This window comes from Shewanella sp. 125m-7 (assembly GCF_052977045.1).
Genome location: NZ_JBRILQ010000035.1, coordinates 17,925 through 36,086 on the forward strand (window position 1 = coordinate 17,925; position 18,162 = coordinate 36,086).

Consider the following 18,162-nt stretch of genomic DNA (forward strand, 5'->3'; position numbering starts at 1 on the left):
GATCAAAAAAAGCGGGGATATCCCGCTTCTTATGTACATGATGCACTCGGTCAACATTTGAAGCTATCTTCAGCTTTTTGGCAAAGAAAAAACGGCATATTTTGCGAAAATTAAAATGTGCCTCCTGTTAGGATAATAATCCCAACCACCATTCCCATATACATAATAAAACCAAGGCTATTACCCACCCAAATTGTTGCATTTTTATGATATAAACCATAGGTCGTCCACAACAATGCGATAAAGGCATAAAGCACCCAAGTAATCAGTGATAAACCTGCGGCATGCTCACTGTGAGAGAAAAAAAGCTTGTACAGTTGCGGTAAAGTGGCAAGTGGGCTAATCAGTCCCATAGCTAACATTAGAGGCTCTAGTGCTTTGCCTACTCGTTCAATGATTGACATACTATCACCTCTTTATTGTTGTTATATCGCGCCAGTATTTAATTCAAACAACACTTTTTATATTTTTTTCCACTGCCGCAAGGACAAGGATCATTGCGGCCAGCTAAAGTAGCTTTGATGAATGGTTGCTGAGGCTCAAGATTCTCAAAATAACTTTCGTCAAATTCATTCGGCGAACTCATAAGATCATCGAATACCGCCATCAATGCTTCATCACTCATCTCTGATTCATTATTGAATCCTGCCCACTGACTCAGCGAGTCGATAATATCGTATTCACCACTTATCAGGCCACTTTCCCATTCAGAGTAACCAATACTGTTATTATTCCAATCGATAATACATTGATTCTCAAGCGGTCCCTCATCTATCACTTTACGCTCAACGTACTCTGCCATTTGCGCATGATACTGATTAAACTGGTTAGAAATTAATAAATTAACCAACTCAAACAGAGCGATAGAATGATTATTAGCAACAAGGTTTTCGATAAAATCAGGAATGCGTTGATTCAGTGCCTCTTTATCAATTTGGCCCGTATGAAGCTGTGAAAATAGTGCACTCAAAGCTGCCATTTTAACGATTTCACCGGCCAGTTCTGAGTTAATCAGACGGCAAAGCTGCTCAGGTTTACCTTGTGCCAAGATATAATAAGCAGTAGAAAGATCAGAACCAATAAAATCCCCTAGCAGGGTTTCTAAGGGGCTATTACAGTCATCTTTATTGGTTAAATTGATCAGTGAATCAAAACAACTGAATTGCTTACGGTCGACAATAAGACATATACCGAAGAACAACAAATTCGCCTCAGGGTCAGTCAATGTTTCTTTAGCAATAAACGTCTGTATTAACTCATTGATAACGGGAAGTAAGTCAGGCCATTGCTGCCTAGCAACTTGTAAAGCGTCAACCGGAAGTGCAGTTAAGTCGCCTCGACTTAGCGTCGTTATTATCTCATCTAATTTCATATTACATTCAAAGTTCAAAAGGGATTTAGCATTTTAGAACACTCAAAAAGAAAGCTAAAGCCCCACTCAATACAGTGGTAACGATTATCTTGAATACAAGGTGACTATCGAACTGTCGTCGATACTGAGCGAAATATTGAATGTCGCGATGAAATATCAATAGATATAAGCAAAAATGGGTAATAAAAAAGCGGGGATTTCCCGCTTTTTTTAGTTATCCGCAATGAGCCACACGATGAAACTAACCAGGCGCTAGTCCCTGAGTGGTTTAGCTTCTATGACCATATTCAATAATCGTGTCACGATAAAGCTGCAGTAAAGCCTCATCATTTACAGCCACTCCAACTTGCTGGGCAGGTTTTGATTCCCAATCATCATGTGAATAGATGCGGCCATCAAATTTTTGAATGGTTAGCCCTTCTGCAGGTCCATCAGTCACAACGCGAATGGGTCCTTTTCTTAAGCTGAATAAAGAAGGCTCGATAACATAAGCAATAGCAGATGGGTCGTGCACATGACAGCCTTCTAAACCGACTTTTTCAGAGTAAAATTTAAGATAATAACGGCTAATATCCCAAATAAACTGACCGACTTCGCCTGCGTCATCTCTTAATTGGTCTAGATAATCTTTAGTAAAGAAACTTTCTTCCGTGACGTCTAAACCAATAACGACAACTGGCCAAGCTGCGGTAAAGACGATGTCAGCAGCATGTGGATCGTCATGAATGTTAGCTTCAGCATAAGGAGTAACATTACCACGATGATTGTTCTCACCGAAAGCACCACCCATCACCACAACTTCTTTAACTAATGCAGCAATCTCTGGTGCCGCATCCAAAGCTAGCGCCAAGTTAGTTAACGGCCCAACTGCAACTAGCGTGATCTCGCCTGGCTCGGCTTTAACAGCATCGATAATGTATTGATAAGCCGGACGAGGATCAGCCTGCAGATCCGTTACGATAGGAGCTTGCACGTCACCAAAGCCTGTTTCACCATGTACAATAACCGTAGGCCCAACAGGATCTCGAATAATCGGTTGACTTGCCCCCTGCACTACATCAGCTTTAAAACCATATTTTTTCTTTAAAAACAGAGCATTATTAGTACCATTCTCAATAGTGGCATTACCATAAACCGTGGTGATAGCTTTAAGTTCGATGGCAGGATGAGCTTCAGCAAATAAGATTGCCATTGCATCATCAATCCCGGGATCAGTATCGAGAATTATTTTATTTATCATTTTATGCAAATCCTAATCAGTACATTTTTATCGCCGTAGGTAGCCGAATAAGATACCTTTATCCGCCTTTTACAAACGTGATCTAAGCGCGAGAGCTTGAATCTATCCCAAGCAACCCTCTATATTTATTGATTAATTATAACAATCAGCATAAATATCATACCGAGTAAGCTAACACGCTATTCCTCATCGCTAATTAAATAATCAATCTAGTGTTACTTTTTCAGCTAAGCTCCCCAAAAAACCGCCATTAAGCAGCTAAATTAAGTGTAAATCACATCAAGCTACGAGATTCAAAAGCGAATTTAAATTATGATGCTGGAAAATAGTGGGCAGCAATAACCTATAATTTGTCCTTAATATAGAAGGCAATTAACAGATTAAGCTCAATTTAGATGGTAATAATTAGGACAAGTAATGGCAAAAGTAGACATTTTAGTGGGCACAACCTTAGGTAGCGCGGAATATGTGGCAGATGAGATCTCCGACCAATTGAGCGATTTAGGCCATGAAACGATCGTACATCTAACCCCAGATTTGAGTGATCTGAGCCAAGATTCTCTCTGGTTAATCGTTTCTTCGACTCATGGCGCCGGTGATCTTCCAGATAATATAGTGCCATTTTTTGATGAAATTCTTGCCACAAAACCGGATCTCGCCACCGTAAAATTTGCATTATGCGCAATCGGCGATTCTAGCTACGACACTTTTTGCCAGGGCCCAGAAAAACTGGTCGAGCAACTTAGCCAATGCGGTGCACAAGTCTATGTGGATAAGATCCAGATCGATGTGCAATACGATCCAATTCCGGAAGAACCAGCATTATCATGGCTTAGCAGCTGGCAAGATCAACTTTAAGATCTGACTTCAGCTTGCCATCCTTGTTTAATTTTTCAGTAATGCACAGATTAGATCTAACTTATCCACATATAACGTCTTTATTTAATAAACATGTGGATAAGCTATTATTTTGATCTGATCAACTGCTGTATTAATTCACACCCGATCTGCTCAATGATCCACCTTGTGGATAAGTAGGCGATCTATCCCCAAGCTTACGCCAGTTAGATCGCGATCTGATCACAGGATCGTTTTAACGTAAACCAATGAACTTAATAGAGAAATAGAGTTATCCACCGAAAAGTGCGATCCTAATAGTAAACATAATAAGAGATCTATTTAAAGATCTTAAGATCTATTAAGGCGATCCACCCTGATCAAAACAAGCAAAATAGATCGTTCACCTTAAGCAAAGCAAATGCTAAAATAATCCGCTCAGAAACAATTTTATCCTTTTACGAATCGAAGGCTGTCGAATGCAATTTCATGAACGGTTTGATGTAATCGTTGTTGGTGGTGGTCATGCTGGTACAGAAGCTGCGTTAGCTTCTGCAAGAATGGGCTCCAAAACACTTTTACTGACCCATAACATAGATACTTTAGGACAGATGTCCTGTAACCCTGCTATCGGCGGCATCGGTAAAGGACACTTGGTCAAAGAAATTGATGCCCTAGGTGGAGCGATGGCTGTAGCTACCGACTTTGCTGGTATTCAATTTCGTACATTGAACTCAAGCAAAGGGCCTGCTGTTCGTGCTACTCGAGCGCAAGCTGACAGAGCACTTTATCGACACAAGATCCAAGAGATTTTGCAGCACCAGGTTAACTTACGCATTTTTCAACAAGCGGTAGACGATCTGGTTGTTGAAAACGGTAAAGTCGTCGGTGTAGTGACTCAGATGGGCTTAGCCTTTGAAGCCCCAGCCGTTGTGTTAACCGCTGGTACTTTTCTAGGTGGTAAGATCCATATCGGACTAGAAAACTATAGCGGTGGCCGAGCTGGCGATCCACCGGCTATCGCCTTAGCCCATAGACTTAGAGAATTACCCATTCGTGTTGGACGTTTAAAAACGGGTACACCACCACGTATTGACGCTAATACCATTGATTTTTCTTTGATGACAGAGCAAAAAGGAGATGATCCATTACCTGTAATGTCATTTATCGGCGATGTTAATGATCATCCAGAGCAAGTATCTTGTCACATCACTCATACCAATGAGCGCACTCACGATATTATTCGTGGTGGATTAGATAGAAGCCCTATGTACTCTGGGATCATCGAAGGTATTGGCCCTAGGTATTGCCCTTCTATCGAAGATAAAGTTAATCGCTTTGCAGATAAAACATCGCATCAAATCTTTATTGAACCAGAAGGATTAAATACCACTGAAATCTATCCAAATGGTATTTCAACCAGTTTGCCATTCGATGTTCAGTTAAATTTAGTGCGTTCAATCAAGGGGATGGAAAACGCACAGATCATGCGTCCTGGTTATGCCATCGAATATGATTATTTTGATCCACGCGATCTGAAAAACTCATTAGAAACCAAAACCATTAACGGCTTGTTCTTTGCTGGTCAAATTAACGGTACTACTGGTTACGAAGAGGCGGGTGCGCAAGGCTTGTTAGCTGGCATGAATGCATCATTGCAAGTTCAAGGTAAAGAAGCTTGGGCGCCACGACGTGATCAAGCATATCTAGGTGTATTGGTCGACGATTTATCGACGCTTGGAACCAAAGAACCGTACCGTATGTTTACTAGTCGCGCGGAATACCGTTTGTTACTTCGTGAAGATAATGCCGATCTGCGTTTGACCGAAAAAGGGCGTGAGTTAGGTCTAGTTGACGATAAGCGTTGGGCGTTATTCTGTGAGAAAAGGGAAGCGATCGAAACTGAACTGCAACGTTTACGTGGTCAGTGGGTTCACCCTAATTCACCGTTAGTTGAGGCGCTTAATCCTAATTTGAACACGCCAATTACTCGCGAAGCAACGTTTGAAGATCTATTGCGTCGCCCAGAAATGGATTATCCAAAGCTAATGTCTATCGATGGCTTTGGTCCAGGACTAGAAGATCAACGTGCTGCAGAACAAGTACAGATCCAAGTTAAGTATTCTGGCTATATCCAGCGCCAGCAAGGTGAAATTGATAAAGCAATTCGTCATGAAACCACCCTGCTACCGTTAGATCTAGATTACCAAGAAATACCTGGCCTATCCAATGAGGTGATTGCGAAGATGAATGAGCATAAGCCTGAAACGATTGGGCAAGCATCACGTATATCTGGAATGACACCAGCGGCAATCTCCATTTTGTTGGTTCACTTGAAAAAACGTGGTTTATTGAGAAAAAGCGCTTAGCTGTCTCAATATCGCTAGTTTTACATGATAAAGGGAAGCTTTGAGGCTTCCTTTCATCTTTTATGCGATTCATAATACTGATTGATTTTTGATTCGCTTTATTTTGAGGACACAAACTGTGTTATCTGCCCAATTAAATGATTATTTGGCCGAAGTAGGCCTGACTGCCACTGAGCAGCAAAAGAAGCAGCTTGTAGACTTTGTCGGCATGCTCAACAAGTGGAATAAGGCATTTAACCTGACGTCTGTACGCGATCCTGAGCAGATGTTGATCCGCCATATCATGGACAGTTTAGTGGTGTCACCTCACCTTAAAGGATCGCGCTTTATCGATGTGGGTACTGGTCCAGGTTTACCTGGGATCCCGCTCGCGATCTTAAATCCAGATAAAGAATTTGTCTTACTCGATAGCTTGGGTAAGCGTATCCGTTTTCAAAAGCAGGTACAGTTTGAGCTAGGCATTAATAATATTTCTTCAATAGAGAGCCGTGTAGAAGCTTACCAACCAGAAGAGCTATTTGATGGTGTGTTAAGTCGAGCATTTGCGTCTATTCAAGACATGCTGCACTGGTGTCATCATCTGCCAAAAGCGGGTGGGTGTTTCTATGCACTAAAAGCGCAATTAAGTGAACAAGAGATGTCACAGTTACCTGCGGGTTTTGTGGTGACTGATATCATTGAGCTTAAGGTGCCTAAATTGGAAGAACAGCGCCATTTGTTGCGCGTCATTAAGCAAGACTGATTATAAAATAGGCTTGTCTCGCTTTGGTGGCCGTTAGCTTATTTTATTTATGTCGCGAAAAGATGGACTAAGTGAAGCAGTGGTTGCAGATAAAAGCGTACGGAAGAGTTGCAATCTTTCAGCGCTTCAAGCAATTTGTTACTAATAACCATTAGATTAGTGCGCTAATTTCTACGGTGATACGCCGTCTAGAAATATAATAAAAGTGACTTACAGGGTGATATTGTGGGTAAAGTGATTGCCGTGGCCAACCAGAAAGGTGGCGTCGGAAAAACAACAACTTGTGTAAATTTAGCGGCCTCTCTTGCGGCAACTAAACGTCGTGTTCTGTTGATCGATCTCGATCCTCAAGGCAATGCGACCATGGGCAGTGGTATTGATAAATATACTGTTGAAAACACAGCTTATGAATTATTGGTTGAAGAAAAACCATTTGAAGATGTTGTTTGCCGAGATACTAGCGGAAAATATGATCTTATCGCTGGTAATGGTGATGTTACTGCTGCAGAAATTAAGCTCATGGAGTTCTATGCCCGTGAGGTTCGTTTACGTAATGCTCTCGCCCCAATCAAAGATGATTACGACTTCATTTTCATTGACTGCCCGCCATCATTAAACATGTTAACCGTTAATGCTATGTCTGCGGCCGATTCTGTTTTAGTGCCAATGCAGTGCGAATATTACGCTCTGGAAGGACTCACGGCACTAATGGATACCATCAGTAAGCTTGGCGCTATGGTTAACCATGGTCTGCATATCGAAGGGATCTTACGTACAATGTACGATCCACGTAACCGACTTTCTAATGATGTTTCTGATCAATTGAAGCAACATTTCGGTGATAAAGTTTACCGCACCGTCATCCCAAGGAATGTTCGTTTAGCTGAAGCACCAAGTTTTGGCGCACCAGCTATGTATTATGATAAATCGAGCGCGGGAGCAAAAGCCTACCTCGCACTGGCGGGTGAAATCATTCGCCGAGCAGAGCAATTAGAACTGGCTGAGCAAGTTTAAGGATTAAAAATGACACTAAAAAAAAGAGGCTTGGGTAAAGGTCTTGATGCATTATTAAGCACAAGCCAAGCTGCCAGTAAGCGCGCGGAACCTATTACTGCGGCAGAAGTTGAACAAAATATTAAAAACGACGATTTAATTACGTTAGATATTGATAGATTACAACCTGGTAAATATCAGCCACGTAAAGACATGTCATCGGAGGCGTTAGAAGAGCTTGCCAAATCGATTAGTGCTCAAGGTATTATTCAGCCTATTGTAGTGCGTAAGATCTCGCCTGAAAGCTACGAAATTATTGCTGGTGAACGCCGCTGGCGTGCATCTCAACTTGCTGGTTTAACTAAAATCCCCTGTATTGTAAAACAAGTCGCTGATGAAGCTGCTGTTGCTATTGCCTTGATTGAAAACATTCAGCGTGAAGATCTTAATGCAATGGAAGAAGCGATTGCATTAAATCGCCTTATCGAAGAGTTTCAACTGACTCATCAGCAAATAGCCGATGCAGTTGGTAAGTCTCGTGCAACGGTATCAAATTTATTACGTTTAAATGGTTTGAATGAACCGGTAAAGCGAATGCTTGAATACGGTGATATTGATATGGGACACGGTCGTGCATTACTCGCAATTAGCGGTGATGAGCAGACAAATTTAGCGCGATTCGTCGTTGCTAAAGAATTAACTGTTCGTGAAACTGAACGATTAGTTAATAAAACCTTAAATCAAACTGAAATCGTCGAAAAACCAGCTAAAGATCACGATGTAGTCCGTTTAGAGACCCAACTAATTGAAAGACTAGGTGCTAAAGTTACTCTGACCCATAACAAGAAAGGCAAAGGGAAAATGGTAATTAACTATCAAGATCTGGCTGAATTAGAGGGTATTATCAGCAAAATCCGCTAAAAAAACAAAGTTAACACTATATTATGTAATTTTGTGACATTCGTTAATCTTAGTCTTTTAGACTTTTGGTGTAGATCACGCTAAAAGTCTCCTTTTTCTACTACTTAAACTTGCTTTGAATGCCTGAAACGGTATACTTTCGCAAGCTTTTTGTACCTCGGGTTTATACGGATATTTGTAATCCGTACATCGAAACAAGAAGTTATAATGCGGAGAAGGTAAATTGAGCAAAGTTTTAGCACGTCGTGGCCGGTGGTCAGCCTATAAAATAGTTTTACTACAGGCAGCGATGGCTGGATGTGTTTCAGTTTTCTTTTTTGCTATGTGGGGGGGGCCGTATGGCATATCTGCTTTGGCAGGTGGTGCTATTGCAGTACTCCCTAATTTTGTGTTCGCAACCCTAGCTTTCTCCCATGCGGGGGCACAAGCATCAGGAAAAGTCGTACGGTCTTTTTTCCTGGGGGAAGCGGTAAAGTTGCTGTTAACCATAGTGTTATTTTCACTTGCGTTTAGCTTGATGAAATCGTCATTTATGCCGTTATTCGTCAGTTATTTACTGGTGTTAATCGTACCTTGGACAGCCCCTTTATACTTCAAACAAAATTAAGTGAGATTAATCATGGCGACAACTGGGGATGACACGTTAACTATAACGGCTTCCGACTATATCCAGCATCACCTGACTAATGCGAAAATGTGTTCCACGGATAGTGGAATTGCTTTTAACCATGCATGTCAAGATGCGGGATTTTGGACTTGGCACATTGACTCACTTTTGTTTTCAGTAGGTCTAGGGGTTCTATTTTTGTGGGTTTTCTACAAAGTAGGACAAAAGGCAACAATTGGTGTTCCAGGCAAACTTCAATGTTTCGTTGAAATGTGCGTGGAAGGTGTTGATAAAATCGTTAAAGACTCATTTCATGGGCGGAACGCGGTTATTGCACCATTAGGTCTAACTATTTTTGTCTGGGTTTTCCTGATGAACTTAATGGACTTGATTCCTGTTGACTTTATACCTGAGGCCGCAAACAGATTATTAGGCGTACCTTACCTAAAGATTGTACCTACAACTGACTTGAACGTTACTTTGGGCTTAGCTTTAAGTGTGTTTGCGTTAATTGTTTTCTACAGTATCAAGGTTAAAGGGTTTGGTGGGTTCACTAAAGAACTGACCATGCAGCCTTTCAATCACTGGGCTCTGATTCCAATCAACTTTGTGTTGGAAACAGTTACCCTGATTGCGAAGCCGATTTCATTATCGCTTCGTCTGTTTGGTAACCTGTATGCAGGTGAGTTGATCTTTATTCTGATAGCACTGATGCCTTGGTGGGCACAGTTTGCACTATCAGTGCCTTGGGCCATTTTCCATATTTTGGTTATTGTGCTGCAGGCGTTTATCTTCATGATGCTTACGATTGTATATCTAAGCATGGCACATGAAGACCATTAATTTAATAAAATTAGATATTTACCGGAGATAAAATGGAAACTGTAATTAGCTTTACAGCAATAGCTGTTGCAATTATGATCGGCTTAGCAGCGCTAGGTACTGGTATTGGCTTTGCTATTCTAGGTGGTAAATTCCTAGAAGCTTCTGCTCGTCAGCCAGAACTTGCCCCTGCACTTCAAACTAAAATGTTCATTGTAGCTGGTCTACTTGATGCGATCTCAATGATTGCAGTTGGTGTTGCATTATTCTTCGTATTCGCTAACCCGTTCTTAGGTCAATTAGCAGGCTAATCGTCCCCCTTAGAAGGAGTTGTCGTTATGAGTATTAACGCTACCCTGCTAGGCCAAGCGATTTCTTTTCTTCTCTTTGTGTGGTTTTGCATGAAGTTTGTATGGCCGCCATTGATGAACGCTATCGAAGAACGCCAGAAGAAAATTGCTGATGGTCTAGCTGATGCAGGACGTGCTGCAAAAGATTTAGAGTTAGCTCAGGTTAAAGCCACGGAGCAGCTAAAAGACGCAAAAGCAACAGCAAACGAAATCATTGAGCAAGCTAATAAGCGCAAGGCTCAAATCGTTGATGAAGCAAAAGTTGAAGCAGATACCGAGCGAGCGAAAATTATTGCTCAGGGACATGCTGAAATTGAAAACGAACGTAATCGCGTGAAAGAAGACTTGCGTAAGCAAGTTGCTGTACTAGCAATTGCTGGCGCAGAAAAGATTCTTGAACGTTCGATTGATGAAGCCGCCCACAGTGACATAGTTAATAAACTAGTTGCTGAACTTTAAATAAGGAGATTGAGTTATGGCTGAAATAACCACCATCGCTCGTCCTTACGCAAAGGCAGCTTTTGAATTAGCTCTTGAACACAAAGCAGTAGATAGTTGGGCAGAAATGCTGAGCTTTGCCGCATTAGTGAGTGAAAACGAAACTATGCAGCCTTTACTGTCTGGCTCTTTAGCCAATGGTAAGCTTGTTGAACTCTTTATTGGAGTTTGTGGCGAGCAAATCAACGAGCAAGTTCAGAACCTGTTAAAGGTAATGGCTGAAAACGGTCGTTTAGTTGCGCTACCTGCTGTTGCTCAACAATTTGTTGAGCTGCAACGTGAGTATGCGAAAGAAGTTGAAGCGAATATCGTTTCAGCGACGGAGCTAACCTCTGAGCAACTACAAGCGCTGAGCGCTTCTTTAGAGAAACGTCTAGCACGCAAAGTTAAGCTGAATTGCAGTATAGATACCAGCCTTATTGCTGGTGTAATTATCACGGCAGGAGACTTAGTCATTGATGGCTCGGTCCGCGGAAAAATTTCGCGTCTGTCTGATGCACTGCAATCGTAATTGGGAGTTTGAGCATGCAACTGAATTCCACTGAAATCAGCGATCTGATTAAACAGCGGATCGAGCAGTTCGAAGTCGTTAGTGAAGCTCGCAACGAAGGTACTATCGTTGCAGTAAGTGACGGCATCATCCGCATTCACGGCCTAGCCGATGTTATGCAGGGTGAAATGATCGAGCTGCCTGGTAACCGTTTCGCAATCGCGTTGAACTTAGAACGTGATTCTGTCGGTGCCGTAGTGATGGGTCCTTATGCCACGTTGGCAGAAGGCGATAAAGTTAAAACCACTGGTCGTATTTTGGAAGTCCCAGTTGGCCGTGGTCTTTTAGGTCGCGTAGTCAACACATTGGGTGAGCCAATCGACGGAAAAGGACCTATCGACAACGATGGTTTCTCTCCTGTTGAAGTAATCGCACCAGGTGTTATTGAACGTCAGTCAGTAGATCAGCCAGTGCAAACTGGTTATAAAGCCGTTGACTCTATGATCCCAATCGGTCGTGGACAACGTGAATTGATTATTGGTGACCGTCAGATCGGTAAAACCGCTCTAGCGATCGATTCAATTATCAATCAAAAAGATACTGGCATTAAGTGTGTATACGTAGCGGTAGGCCAAAAGGCTTCTACCATTGCTAACGTGGTACGCAAGCTAGAAGAACATGGCGCTTTGGCGAACACCATTGTTGTTGTTGCTACAGCTTCTGAAGCTGCAGCACTGCAATATTTGGCTCCATACTCTGGTTGTTCAATGGGTGAATACTTCCGCGACCGCGGTGAAGATTCACTGATTGTCTATGATGATTTGTCTAAGCAAGCAGTTGCTTACCGTCAGATCTCATTGCTACTTAAGCGTCCACCAGGACGTGAAGCATACCCAGGTGATGTTTTCTATCTACACTCTCGTCTGTTGGAACGTGCTTCACGTGTTAACGCCGAGTATGTTGAGAAGTTCACTAAAGGTGAAGTGAAAGGCCAAACGGGTTCTTTGACTGCTCTGCCGATTATTGAAACTCAAGCGGGTGACGTATCTGCATTCGTACCGACCAACGTAATTTCGATTACAGATGGTCAGATCTTCCTTGAAACAGACCTGTTTAACTCTGGACTACGTCCTGCTGTTAACCCAGGCATTTCGGTTTCTCGTGTTGGTGGTGCGGCTCAGACTAAGATCATCAAGAAACTGTCAGGCGGTATTCGTAGCGCACTTGCACAGTATCGAGAGCTTGCAGCGTTCTCACAGTTTGCATCTGATTTAGATGATGCAACACGTGCTCAGCTTGAGCATGGTGAGCGTGTTACCGAACTTATGAAGCAAAAGCAATACGCCCCTATGAGCGTAGCTGATCAGTCTGTGTCTATTTTCGCAGCTGAAAAAGGTTACCTAAAGAGCGTTGAGCTTAATAAGATTGGTGATTTCGAAGCATCTTTGCTCTCTTTCATGAACAGCGAGCATGCTGAGCTTATGAAGACCATTAACGATACTGGCAATTATAATGCCGATATCGAAGGTGAGTTGAAAGCCGGCCTCGATAAGTTCGTCGAAACCCAAACCTGGTAATCGAACGAGGTGCCTTTGGCACCTCAGGTCCAGAATTGGAGAGTTAAGATGGCCAACGCTAAAGAGATTAAAACCAAGATCGCGAGTGTTCAAAACACTCAGAAGATCACATCCGCTATGGAAATGGTTGCCGCCAGCAAAATGCGCAGAGCGCAGGAACGCATGGCAGCAAGCCGTCCATATGCAGAAAATATGCGTAAGGTGATCGGTCACGTGGCGCAAGGTTCTCTCGAGTATAAACACCCCTATTTAGAGGTGAGAGAGGCTAAGCGTGTTGGTTACATTGTTGTGTCAACCGACCGTGGTCTTTGTGGTGGTCTGAACGTTAACCTTTTCAAAAAGGTTATCGCAGACGTGAAGCAGCAACGTGCAGCTGGTGTAGAAGTTGAATTCTGCCCTATCGGCGCACGAAGCGTACAGTTCTTCACTAATTTTGGCGGAATCGTACCTGCTCAAGCATCTGGTTTAGGCGACGCTCCTAAGCTCGCTGACCTGATCGGAACAGTACGTGTGATGCTAGAAGCATACAACGAAGGCAAGCTGGATCGTTTGTACGTGGTATTTAACAAGTTCGTTAATACTATGTCGCAAACTCCTGTGATCGAACAGCTGCTACCTTTGCCTAAGTCAGAAGCAGATGAGTTTACTCATCAGTGGGATTATATCTACGAACCAGATCCAAAGTTATTGTTAGATACTTTGCTAGTTCGTTTTGTTGAATCTCAAGTTTATCAAGGTGTTGTCGAAAATATTGCATCCGAACAAGCGGCCCGTATGGTTGCTATGAAGTCTGCAACAGACAACGCTGGTGATCTTATTAGTGACTTGCAGTTAGTTTACAACAAGGCTCGTCAGGCTGCTATTACGCAGGAACTGTCGGAAATTGTTGCTGGCGCTGCTGCGGTTTAGGCTAGGTAACGAATACAAGTTTTAGAGGATTTATCATGAGTACAGGTACTGTTGTCCAAGTAATTGGCGCGGTTGTGGACGTTGAGTTTCCACAAGATTCCGTACCTCAGATATATGACGCTCTAAAGATCGAAAGTGAAGGCTTGGTGCTGGAAGTTCAGCAGCAACTTGGTGGTGGTGTAGTTCGTACCATCGCTATGGGTACTTCAGACGGTCTGCGTCGTGGTCTTGAGGTTGTAAACTCTGGTTCACCTATTTCTGTTCCGGTTGGGGAAAAAACCCTAGGCCGTATCATGAACGTATTAGGTCAACCTATTGATGAATGTGGCGAAATCGGTGAACAAGAGCGTTATGTTATTCACCGTGAAGCCCCTTCATATGAAGACCAATCAAGCTCAACTGAACTTTTAGAGACGGGTATCAAGGTTATCGACCTTGTTTGTCCATTCGCTAAAGGTGGTAAAGTTGGTTTGTTTGGTGGTGCTGGTGTTGGTAAGACCGTCAACATGATGGAACTTATTAACAACATCGCTAAAGCACACTCAGGTTTATCTGTATTTGCTGGTGTAGGTGAGCGTACTCGTGAGGGTAACGACTTCTACTACGAGATGAAAGATTCTGGTGTTCTCGACAAAGTGGCCATGGTTTATGGTCAGATGAACGAGCCTCCAGGAAACCGTCTACGTGTGGCACTTACCGGTCTAACCATGGCTGAGAAGTTCCGTGACGAAGGTAAAGATGTTCTTTTCTTCGTTGATAACATCTATCGTTACACCTTGGCAGGTACTGAAGTATCTGCACTGCTAGGCCGTATGCCATCAGCAGTAGGTTACCAGCCAACATTGGCTGAAGAGATGGGTGTACTTCAGGAACGTATTACATCGACTAAGTCAGGGTCTATTACCTCTGTCCAAGCCGTTTACGTACCTGCGGATGATTTGACCGATCCGTCACCAGCAACAACCTTCGCTCACTTAGATGCGACTGTTGTATTGTCACGTAACATCGCTTCTATGGGTATTTACCCAGCGGTTGACCCATTGGATTCGACTTCACGTCAGCTAGATCCATTGGTTGTTGGTCAAGAGCACTATGATGTTGCTAACGGTGTGCAGACTGTACTTCAGCGCTACAAAGAGCTGAAAGATATTATTGCGATTCTAGGTATGGACGAATTATCTGATGAAGATAAGACGACCGTTGCCCGTGCTCGTAAGATTGAAAAATATCTTTCTCAGCCATTCTTCGTAGCAGAAGTATTCACCGGTTCTCCAGGTAAGTACGTTTCTCTTAAAGACACCATTCGTGGCTTTAAGGGCATTCTAGAGGGTGAGTTTGATAGCCTTCCTGAGCAAGCGTTCTACATGGTTGGTTCAATCGACGAAGCTGTTGAGAAAGCTAACAAAAAATAACTAAGTCTTTGACTTAGTTTAAGGAGAACGGATGGCAGCCATGACAGTACAGCTTGATATGGTAAGCGCAGAGAGTCATATCTTTTCTGGTCGAGTAGCTCAGCTACAAGTATCAGGAACAGAAGGTGAACTAGGTATTATGCCTGGTCACGCAGCTCTGTTGACAAGTATCAAGCCTGGCATGGCGCGCATCGTCAAACAAGATGGAAGCGAAGAGGTGTTTTATCTTTCAGGTGGTATTCTGGAAGTACAACCTTCTTCAATTTCAGTATTGGCTGACGTCGTTATGCGTGCCGATGAGATTGATGAGCAGGCAGCTATAGAAGCCAAGCACCGTGCAGAAGCTCATATGGCAAATGCAGGTGGTGACTTTAACTATGCTGCGGCAGAAGTTGAGTTAGCTCAAGCTATTGCCCAGTTGCGCGTTGTCGAGATCATCAAGAAGAACCTTGCCAGATAGGTTATTGTTTGAAGAAAAAAGGCGACCTTCTTAACGGATGGTCGCCTTTTTTGTGTCTGGAACACTTATGCCAAAACCCATGGATGGTTAGTTTTGGTATTTGTGTCTGGAACACTTATGCCAAAACCCATGGATGGTTAGTTTTGGTATTTGTGTCTAAAAGAAGGTTAAAAGCAGGCCCTAGGAAAAGCGAAGAAAGGTCCTAGGTGCTAGGAAAGACAAAGACGAACGGCCTGCGGCCTAGGGAACGTGACTGCGTCACTTACGGAACGCTACGCTTACGGAAAAGAAGGCTCTAGATGATAGGAAAAGCAAACGCTTTACTGACGGATAACGGAACGTTCGCAAGCTCACTCACGGAAAAGATAAAAGCTAAGTTTAGCGAGAGCTTCTGTGACCCTTCTCATCAATCTACTCTAGGTTGTTTTGCCCACCAGCCTTGGTATTAGCCACCTTAGGACAGCTGATGCTGCTCTTATAGGATCTAGCAGGAACGTAGTGACGCTCTAGCCGTGACGAGGTCACGTCCTAGCGGCTGGTATATTTAACTGTCTGAAGAACTCTTTTCCGCAATCGGCATAACGTCAGAACGTGATCTAAGTAAGAACCCTTGGCTAATTTGAGTGTTACCCTCAGGGATTAATTTTATGCTTGAGAGTTCTTCCATGCAGCACGTACTGATAATTGTTAATGATGCCCCCTATGGTACAGAAAAGTTGTTTAATGCCCTTCGATTGGCTATACAGCTCAACGAGCAAGACTATTCACCCGTTCGAGTGAGCCTATTTTTACTGTCTGATGCCGTTACTGCAGTTCTACCTAATCAGAAACCTACTGAAGGCTATAATATTCAACAGATGCTAGAGATTGTTGCCGCACAAAAAACACAAATTAAGTTTTGTGGATCTTGCATGCAAGCTCGTGGAGTGGCAGATCTGAAAGTCATTGAAGGTTGCGAGGAAGCGACTATGGATGATCTTGCTCAATGGGTACTAGTGGCAGATAAAACCATCACCTTTTAATGCTGGTATCGTTATCGAGTCGCTTTTAATACTGGTATCGCTTAAAATCAACAATCTAAAAAGACCTCATTTTCTAATATTAGCTCAAATACTAGCTTAAGCATTAGCTCAAGGATATAAACCAATGGCACTGAATGTAGTGATTTTGGCCGCAGGCAAGGGAACCCGCATGCGCTCAGATCTTCCAAAAGTTCTCCACCCTATCGCTCATAAGAGCATGGTTCAGCATGTAATCGATACTGCGCATCAAGTGGGCAGTGATGCTATCCAGCTGGTTTACGGCTATGGCGCCGACAAGTTACAAGCAAAATTGGGTGAGCAGCAGCTTAACTGGGTACTACAAGCAGAGCAATTGGGTACAGGCCACGCGGTAGCGCAGGCGAATGACAACATTAACGACGATGATACCGTGCTGATCCTTTATGGTGACGTGCCGTTGATCCAAGCCGCTACGCTTGAGTCTCTACTGGCTGCTCGTAAAGATAATGGTCTCGCTATCTTAACCGTTAACTTGCCAAATCCAACTGGCTATGGCCGCATAGTTAGAGAAGGCGGAAACGTAGTTGGTATTATCGAGCAAAAAGATGCCAATGCTGAGCAGCTAGCAATTAATGAAATTAATACCGGTATTATGGCGGCTCCGGGTAAGCAACTTAAAGCTTGGTTAGGTCAGTTGTCGTCAGACAACGCTCAAGGTGAGTATTACCTTACTGATATCGTTGCCATGGCGCACAATGATGGTGTGGCGATTACTACTGCACAGCCTGAGTCTGCAGTGGAAGTTGAAGGCGCTAATAACCGCGTACAGTTGGCGCAACTTGAGCGTGCTTACCAGGTGCGCGCGGCTGAAAAGCTGATGCTTGAAGGAGCCAACCTGCGCGATCCCGCCCGTATCGATATTCGTGGTGACGTAACCGTTGGCATGGATGTGATGATTGACGTCAATGTCATTATTGAAGGTAAGGTAACAATTGGCAACAACGTAAGCATTGGTGCAGGTGCGATCCTTATTGATTGTGATATTGCCGACAACGCGGTGATCAAGCCGTACTCAATCGTTGAGAGCGCTAAAGTTGGTGTTGCGGCGAGTGCAGGACCTTTTGCTCGTCTTCGCCCAGGTGCTGAGCTGAAAGAAGATGCTCATGTTGGTAATTTTGTCGAAATGAAAAAAGCGGTACTCGGCAAGGGGTCAAAGGCGGGTCACTTAGCCTATATTGGTGATGCAACTATCGGCTCAGGTGTGAACATTGGCGCGGGTACTATTACTTGTAACTATGATGGTGCTAACAAGTTCCAGACGATTATTGAAGACAACGTCTTTGTTGGTAGTGATACTCAGTTAGTTGCTCCGGTTACTATTGGTAAAGGGGCCACCTTAGGTGCAGGTTCCACCATTACTAAAGATGTTGCAGCCGATGAGTTAGTGATTACGCGTGTTAAGCAGCGTCATTTAACGGGATGGGCGCGTCCTATTAAAAATAAGAAATAGTTAATACCGACGTTTAAAGAAACGACCTTATGGTCGTTTTTTTGTTTTTAAT

19 protein-coding genes are annotated in these 18,162 nt (G+C 43.2%); 16 read left to right on the plus strand and 3 right to left on the minus strand.

Translation table 11 applies throughout. The annotated features are described in order from the left end of the window. Positions 1-110: 110 nt before the first annotated feature. From ACVBIL_RS15260 to ACVBIL_RS15270, 3 genes are all read right to left on the minus strand, one after another. Positions 111-404, minus strand: coding sequence for a SemiSWEET transporter (locus ACVBIL_RS15260; RefSeq protein WP_447167823.1), 294 nt, complete (start codon positions 402-404; stop codon positions 111-113). Between the two features lie 38 nt (positions 405-442). Then, the gene (locus ACVBIL_RS15265; protein WP_447167824.1) at positions 443-1,372 is read right to left on the minus strand and encodes a YecA family protein; all 930 of its coding nucleotides are present in this window, start codon (positions 1,370-1,372) and stop codon (positions 443-445) included. 268 nt (positions 1,373-1,640) lie between these two features. After that, on the minus strand, positions 1,641-2,612 hold the full coding sequence (locus ACVBIL_RS15270) for a nucleoside hydrolase (RefSeq protein ID WP_447167825.1): 972 nt from the start codon (positions 2,610-2,612) through the stop codon (positions 1,641-1,643). Positions 2,613-3,029: 417 nt separating this feature from the next. Here ACVBIL_RS15270 and mioC point away from each other — a divergent pair, with 417 nt between their 5' ends. From mioC to glmU, 16 genes are all read left to right on the plus strand, one after another. After that, positions 3,030-3,470, plus strand: a complete 441-nt coding sequence (mioC, locus tag ACVBIL_RS15275) for an FMN-binding protein MioC (protein ID WP_447167826.1) — start codon at positions 3,030-3,032, stop codon at positions 3,468-3,470. 458 nt (positions 3,471-3,928) lie between these two features. Further along, positions 3,929-5,818, plus strand: a complete 1,890-nt coding sequence (gene mnmG / locus ACVBIL_RS15280) for a tRNA uridine-5-carboxymethylaminomethyl(34) synthesis enzyme MnmG (protein WP_447167827.1) — start codon at positions 3,929-3,931, stop codon at positions 5,816-5,818. Between the two features lie 118 nt (positions 5,819-5,936). After that, positions 5,937-6,560, plus strand: a complete 624-nt coding sequence (gene rsmG / locus ACVBIL_RS15285; RefSeq protein ID WP_447167828.1) for a 16S rRNA (guanine(527)-N(7))-methyltransferase RsmG — start codon at positions 5,937-5,939, stop codon at positions 6,558-6,560. A gap of 225 nt (positions 6,561-6,785) precedes the next feature. Further along, complete coding sequence (locus ACVBIL_RS15290; RefSeq protein WP_447167829.1) at positions 6,786-7,574, plus strand: ParA family protein; 789 nt, start codon at positions 6,786-6,788, stop codon at positions 7,572-7,574. A gap of 9 nt (positions 7,575-7,583) precedes the next feature. Further along, positions 7,584-8,474 carry a ParB/RepB/Spo0J family partition protein gene (locus ACVBIL_RS15295; protein WP_447167830.1) on the plus strand — a complete coding sequence of 297 codons (891 nt, stop codon included), beginning with the start codon at positions 7,584-7,586 and terminating at the stop codon, positions 8,472-8,474. A gap of 223 nt (positions 8,475-8,697) precedes the next feature. Next, positions 8,698-9,081 (plus strand): ATP synthase subunit I, encoded by a 384-nt coding sequence (locus ACVBIL_RS15300; RefSeq protein WP_447167831.1) that lies wholly within the window; start codon positions 8,698-8,700, stop codon positions 9,079-9,081. A 12-nt stretch (positions 9,082-9,093) separates the two neighbouring features. Further along, on the plus strand, positions 9,094-9,924 hold the full coding sequence (gene atpB, locus ACVBIL_RS15305) for a F0F1 ATP synthase subunit A (RefSeq protein WP_447167832.1): 831 nt from the start codon (positions 9,094-9,096) through the stop codon (positions 9,922-9,924). A gap of 32 nt (positions 9,925-9,956) precedes the next feature. Further along, positions 9,957-10,214 (plus strand): F0F1 ATP synthase subunit C, encoded by a 258-nt coding sequence (atpE, locus tag ACVBIL_RS15310; RefSeq protein ID WP_012157432.1) that lies wholly within the window; start codon positions 9,957-9,959, stop codon positions 10,212-10,214. A gap of 27 nt (positions 10,215-10,241) precedes the next feature. Next, positions 10,242-10,712 carry a F0F1 ATP synthase subunit B gene (gene atpF / locus ACVBIL_RS15315; RefSeq protein ID WP_110458822.1) on the plus strand — a complete coding sequence of 157 codons (471 nt, stop codon included), beginning with the start codon at positions 10,242-10,244 and terminating at the stop codon, positions 10,710-10,712. Positions 10,713-10,728: 16 nt separating this feature from the next. Further along, on the plus strand, positions 10,729-11,262 hold the full coding sequence (gene atpH, locus ACVBIL_RS15320) for a F0F1 ATP synthase subunit delta (protein WP_447167833.1): 534 nt from the start codon (positions 10,729-10,731) through the stop codon (positions 11,260-11,262). Positions 11,263-11,276: 14 nt separating this feature from the next. After that, the gene (gene atpA / locus ACVBIL_RS15325; protein WP_447167834.1) at positions 11,277-12,818 is read left to right on the plus strand and encodes a F0F1 ATP synthase subunit alpha; all 1,542 of its coding nucleotides are present in this window, start codon (positions 11,277-11,279) and stop codon (positions 12,816-12,818) included. 48 nt (positions 12,819-12,866) lie between these two features. Next, complete coding sequence (gene atpG, locus ACVBIL_RS15330; protein ID WP_447167835.1) at positions 12,867-13,727, plus strand: F0F1 ATP synthase subunit gamma; 861 nt, start codon at positions 12,867-12,869, stop codon at positions 13,725-13,727. Positions 13,728-13,762: 35 nt separating this feature from the next. Next, positions 13,763-15,139 (plus strand): F0F1 ATP synthase subunit beta, encoded by a 1,377-nt coding sequence (gene atpD, locus ACVBIL_RS15335; protein WP_447167836.1) that lies wholly within the window; start codon positions 13,763-13,765, stop codon positions 15,137-15,139. A gap of 31 nt (positions 15,140-15,170) precedes the next feature. Continuing rightward, positions 15,171-15,599: a F0F1 ATP synthase subunit epsilon gene (locus ACVBIL_RS15340; RefSeq protein WP_447167837.1), complete on the plus strand. Its 429-nt coding sequence runs from the start codon at positions 15,171-15,173 to the stop codon at positions 15,597-15,599. A gap of 665 nt (positions 15,600-16,264) precedes the next feature. Beyond that, positions 16,265-16,621, plus strand: a complete 357-nt coding sequence (locus tag ACVBIL_RS15345; RefSeq protein ID WP_447167852.1) for a DsrE/DsrF/TusD sulfur relay family protein — start codon at positions 16,265-16,267, stop codon at positions 16,619-16,621. 124 nt (positions 16,622-16,745) lie between these two features. Next, positions 16,746-18,110: a bifunctional UDP-N-acetylglucosamine diphosphorylase/glucosamine-1-phosphate N-acetyltransferase GlmU gene (gene glmU, locus ACVBIL_RS15350; protein WP_447167838.1), complete on the plus strand. Its 1,365-nt coding sequence runs from the start codon at positions 16,746-16,748 to the stop codon at positions 18,108-18,110. Positions 18,111-18,162 lie beyond the last annotated feature (52 nt).